Genomic DNA, 5323 nt, shown 5'->3' on the forward strand with positions numbered 1-5323 from the left:
TGCGTGTGTTGTTTGATATCTCAATAGTGTGTCTGTTTATTGATGCCAATTTTTTTGGCAGGAACATTGAATTTCTTGTTCAATTTCTGGATGGTCAGCGTAATGTTGATTGTTTTGTTTCTGCTGGGTTTAGATTTTTCTGTTTTTTAATGGAGAGTTTGATCCTGGCTCAGGACGAACGCTGGCGGCGTGCTTAACACATGCAAGTCGAACGATGAAGCTGTGCTTGCACAGTGGATTAGTGGCGAACGGGTGAGTAACACGTGAGTAACCTGCCCTCCACTTTGGGATAACTCCGAGAAATCGGGGCTAATACTGGATATGACCTTGGCCCGCATGGGTTTTGGTGGAAAGTTTTTCGGTGGGGGATGGGCTCGCGGCCTATCAGTTTGTTGGTGAGGTAGTGGCTCACCAAGGCGATGACGGGTAGCCGGCCTGAGAGGGCGACCGGCCACACTGGGACTGAGACACGGCCCAGACTCCTACGGGAGGCAGCAGTGGGGAATATTGCACAATGGGCGAAAGCCTGATGCAGCGACGCCGCGTGGGGGATGACGGCCTTCGGGTTGTAAACCTCTTTCAGCAAGGAAGAAGCGAAAGTGACGGTACTTGCAGAAGAAGCGCCGGCTAACTACGTGCCAGCAGCCGCGGTAATACGTAGGGCGCAAGCGTTGTCCGGAATTATTGGGCGTAAAGGGCTTGTAGGTGGCTTGTCGCGTCTGCCGTGAAAACTCGAGGCTTAACCTTGGGCGTGCGGTGGGTACGGGCAGGCTAGAGTGCGGTAGGGGAGACTGGAATTCCTGGTGTAGCGGTGAAATGCGCAGATATCAGGAGGAACACCGATGGCGAAGGCAGGTCTCTGGGCCGTTACTGACACTGAGAAGCGAAAGCATGGGGAGCGAACAGGATTAGATACCCTGGTAGTCCATGCCGTAAACGTTGGGCACTAGGTGTGGGGAGCATTCCACGTTTTCCGCGCCGTAGCTAACGCATTAAGTGCCCCGCCTGGGGAGTACGGCCGCAAGGCTAAAACTCAAAGGAATTGACGGGGGCCCGCACAAGCGGCGGAGCATGCGGATTAATTCGATGCAACGCGAAGAACCTTACCAAGGCTTGACATGCACTGGATCGCTGCAGAGATGTGGTTTTCTTTGGACTGGTGCACAGGTGGTGCATGGTTGTCGTCAGCTCGTGTCGTGAGATGTTGGGTTAAGTCCCGCAACGAGCGCAACCCTCGTTCCATGTTGCCAGCACTTCGGGTGGGGACTCATGGGAGACTGCCGGGGTCAACTCGGAGGAAGGTGGGGACGACGTCAAATCATCATGCCCCTTATGTCTTGGGCTTCACGCGTGCTACAATGGTCGGTACAATGGGTTGCGATACTGTGAGGTGGAGCTAATCCCAAAAAGCCGGTCTCAGTTCGGATTGGGGTCTGCAACTCGACCCTATGAAGTCGGAGTCGCTAGTAATCGCAGATCAGCAATGCTGCGGTGAATACGTTCCCGGGCCTTGTACACACCGCCCGTCAAGTCACGAAAGTCGGTAACACCCGAAGCCGATGGCCCAAGCTTTATGCGGGGAGTCGTCGAAGGTGGGATCGGTGATTGGGACTAAGTCGTAACAAGGTAGCCGTACCGGAAGGTGCGGCTGGATCACCTCCTTTCTAAGGAGTTTACTTTTGCCCTGCACTGCCCTTTTTGTGGTGGTGTGCGTGTTCTGTGCCGAGTGTGTGCAGCGCGTATCGGGGCTGGGTGGAACATCAATAAAAGATGAGTGGCTTTCTGGTTGTGTTTGAGTACGCCCTGTTGTGGGGTTGGAAAGAGTGCGGTTGGGGGGTTGCTTGTCGTGGGCACACTATTGGGGTGTGAGGCTGCACGCGTGGCGTGTTTGGTCTTGGCCTTCCTTGTGCTGCTGACTGCTGTGTGGTTGGTGGTGTGAGTGTGGGGGTGTTGTTTGTCAACTGCATAGTGGACGCGAGCATCTTGTAAGCAATTTTTTGTTACAGATAGTTCAATGTTTTTGGTCTATGTGTTCATTTTCGAGTGTTTCTAAGTTACTTAGAGCATACGGTGGATGCCTGGGCACAAGGAGCCGATGAAGGACGTGGGAGTCTGCGATAAGCCTCGGGGAGGTGACAACCGACCTGTGATCCGGGGATGTCCGAATGGGGAAACCCGCCGCGATGTAAGTCGTGGTACCCGCCGCTGAATGTATAGGTGGTGTGGGGGGAACGAGGGGAAGTGAAACATCTCAGTACCCTCAGGAAGAGAAAACAATAGTGATTGCGTGAGTAGTGGCGAGCGAAAGCGTAGGAGGCTAAACCATGCTGGTGTGAGACTCGGTAGGGGTTGCTGGTGTGGGGTTGTGGGGTGCATTTACACAATATCTACCGGTGTTGTGGCGTCGTGGTGTGTGGTAGGTGAAGCCTTGTGAGTGGGGCGCCATAGTGGGTGTGAGTCCCGTAGCTGAAACTGCATGGCCAGGCGTGGTGTTGCCCCGAGTAGGGCCGGGCTCGTGGAATCCGGTGTGAATCTGCCAGGACCACCTGGTAAGCCTAAATACTTCCTTGTGACCGATAGCGGACTAGTACCGTGAGGGAAAGGTGAAAAGTACCCCGGGAGGGGAGTGAAAGAGTACCTGAAACCGTGTGCTTACAATCCGTCGGAGCCTTGAGGGGTGACGGCGTGCCTATTGAAAAATGAGCCTGCGAGTTAGTGGTCGGTGGCGAGGTTAACCTGTGTGGGGTAGCCGTAGCGAAAGCGAGTCTGAATGGGGCGTTCAGTCGCCGGCTCTAGACCCGAAGCGAAGTGATCTATCCATGGGCAGTGTGAAGCGCGGGTAAGACCGTGTGGAGGCGCGAACCCACTTCAGTTGAAAATGGAGGGGATGACCTGTGGATAGGGGTGAAAGGCCAATCAAACTTCGTGATAGCTGGTTCTCCCCGAAATGCATTTAGGTGCAGCGTTGCGTGTTTCGTGCTGGAGGTAGAGCACTGGATAGGCGATGGGCCCCACCGGGTTACTGACCTTAGCCAAACTCCGAATGCCGGTACGTGAGAGCGCAGCAGTGAGACTGTGGGGGATAAGCTTCATGGTCGAGAGGGAAACAGCCCAGAACATCAGCTAAGGCCCCTAAGCGTGTGCTAAGTGGGAAAGGATGTGGAGTTGCTGAGACAACCAGGAGGTTGGCTTAGAAGCAGCCACCCTTGAAAGAGTGCGTAATAGCTCACTGGTCAAGTGATTCTGCGCCGATAATGTAGCGGGGCTCAAGTACACCGCCGAAGCTGTGTCACTCCATTTATTGGGGTGGGTAGGGGAGCGTCGTGTGGCCGGTGAAGCTGCGGGGGAACCCAGTGGTGGAGGCTATGCGAGTGAGAATGCAGGCATGAGTAGCGAAAGACGGGTGAGAAACCCGTCCTCCGAATGATCAAGGGTTCCGGGGCTAGGTTAATCCGCCCCGGGTTAGTCGGGACCTAAGGCGAGGCCGACAGGCGTAGTCGATGGATAACGGGTTGATATTCCCGTACCGATAGTGTGAGGACCCATACCGAGGCGTGTGATGCTAACCACCCGAGCTGCTGCTTCCTTCCCTTTGGGTTGGTTGTTGGTGGTGAGGCTGGGAACCAAGTGCGTAGTAGGTCAGCGTGTGGGATGACGCAGTGAGGTAGCTTCCGCGGGGTAATGGTTGTCCCCGTTCAAGCGAGCAGCCCGAGTGCGAGTAATGTTGTGCTCTTGTGGGTGAGTCGTGATGAGGACCCTTTATTGGGGTAGGTGGGTGATCCTGGACTGCCGAGAAAAGTTCCGGCGTGACGAGCACTATTGCCCGTACCCTAAACCGACTCAGGTGATCAGGTAGAGAATACTAAGGAGTTCGAGAGAATCGTGGTTAAGGAACTCGGCAAAATGCCCCCGTAACTTCGGGAGAAGGGGGGCCTGAGGTGTGAGAGCACTGATGGCCGCAGAGACCAGGGAGAAGCGACTGTTTACTAAAAACACAGGTCCGTGCGAAGACGTAAGTCGCTGTATACGGACTGACGCCTGCCCGGTGCTGGAAGGTTAAGAGGACTGGTTAGCCCCTTTGGGGGCGAAGCTGAGAATTTAAGCCCCAGTAAACGGCGGTGGTAACTATAACCATCCTAAGGTAGCGAAATTCCTTGTCGGGTAAGTTCCGACCTGCACGAATGGCGTAACGACTTCTCCACTGTCTCAACCGCGAACTCGGCGAAATTGCATTACGAGTAAAGATGCTCGTTACGCGCAGCAGGACGGAAAGACCCCGGGACCTTTACTATAGTTTGGTATTGGTGTTCGGAACGGCTTGTGTAGGATAGGTGGGAGACTGAGAAGCTGGCACGCTAGTGTTGGTGGAGTCGTTGGTGAAATACCACTCTGGTCGTTTTGGATTCCTCACTTCGAACCATGATCTGGTTCAGGGACAGTGCCTGATGGGTAGTTTAACTGGGGCGGTTGCCTCCTAAAGAGTAACGGAGGCGCTCAAAGGTTCCCTCAGCCTGGTTGGCAATCAGGTGTTGAGTGTAAGTGCACAAGGGAGCTTGACTGCGAGACAGACATGTCGGGCAGGAGCGAAAGCTGGAACTAGTGACCCGGCACCTCATTGTGGAATGGGTGTCGCTCAACGGATAAAAGGTACCCCGGGGATAACAGGCTGATCTTGCCCAAGAGCTCATATCGACGGCATGGTTTGGCACCTCGATGTCGGCTCGTCGCATCCTGGGGCTGGAGTTGGTCCCAAGGGTTAGGCTGTTCGCCTATTAAAGCGGTACGCGAGCTGGGTTTAGAACGTCGTGAGACAGTTCGGTCCCTATCCGCTGCGCGCGTTGGATATTTGAGAAGGCCTGTCCCTAGTACGAGAGGACCGGGATGGACTAACCTCTGGTGTGCCAGTTGTTCTGCCAAGGGCATGGCTGGTTGGCTACGTTGGGAAGGGATAACCGCTGAAAGCATCTAAGCGGGAAGCCTGCTTCGAGATGAGATATCCGTACACTTTTTGTGTGGGAGGTCCCCTGTAGATGACGGGGTTGATAGGCCAGATGTGGAAGCGTAGTAATGCGTGGAGCTGACTGGTACTAATTGGCCGATGACTTACTTGCACTCTTCTTTGCTTGCTTTGTGTGTTCGCGTTCACTGTGTGGTTGACATTCCACACCCCTGCGCCGTTTTGTGGGGGGTTGTTTGGTTGTTTCGGTGGTCATAGCGTTGGGGAAACGCCCGGTTCCATTCCGAACCCGGTAGCTAAGCCCAGTTGCGCCGATGGTACTGCACTCGGGAGGGTGTGGGAGAGTAGGACGCCGCCGAACTATTC

General features: G+C 54.8%; 3 rRNA genes. All 3 read left to right on the plus strand.

Annotation, left to right across the window (positions count from 1 at the left end):
• Positions 1-146 precede the first annotated feature (146 nt).
• The 3 genes from DEHOM01_RS09500 to rrf all read left to right on the plus strand — a co-directional run bounded on the left by DEHOM01_RS09500 (position 147) and on the right by rrf (position 5318).
• Positions 147-1664: ribosomal RNA gene (locus tag DEHOM01_RS09500) — 16S ribosomal RNA — on the plus strand.
• 383 nt (positions 1665-2047) lie between these two features.
• Positions 2048-5111: ribosomal RNA gene (locus DEHOM01_RS09505) — 23S ribosomal RNA — on the plus strand.
• 90 nt (positions 5112-5201) lie between these two features.
• A 5S ribosomal RNA gene (gene rrf / locus DEHOM01_RS09510) occupies positions 5202-5318 on the plus strand.
• The 16S, 23S and 5S rRNA genes sit together here, the layout of an rRNA operon.
• The last annotated feature ends 5 nt before the right edge of the window (positions 5319-5323 follow it).

It is taken from the genome of Dermabacter hominis NBRC 106157 (assembly GCF_001570785.1).
Classification (GTDB): domain Bacteria; phylum Actinomycetota; class Actinomycetes; order Actinomycetales; family Dermabacteraceae; genus Dermabacter; species Dermabacter hominis.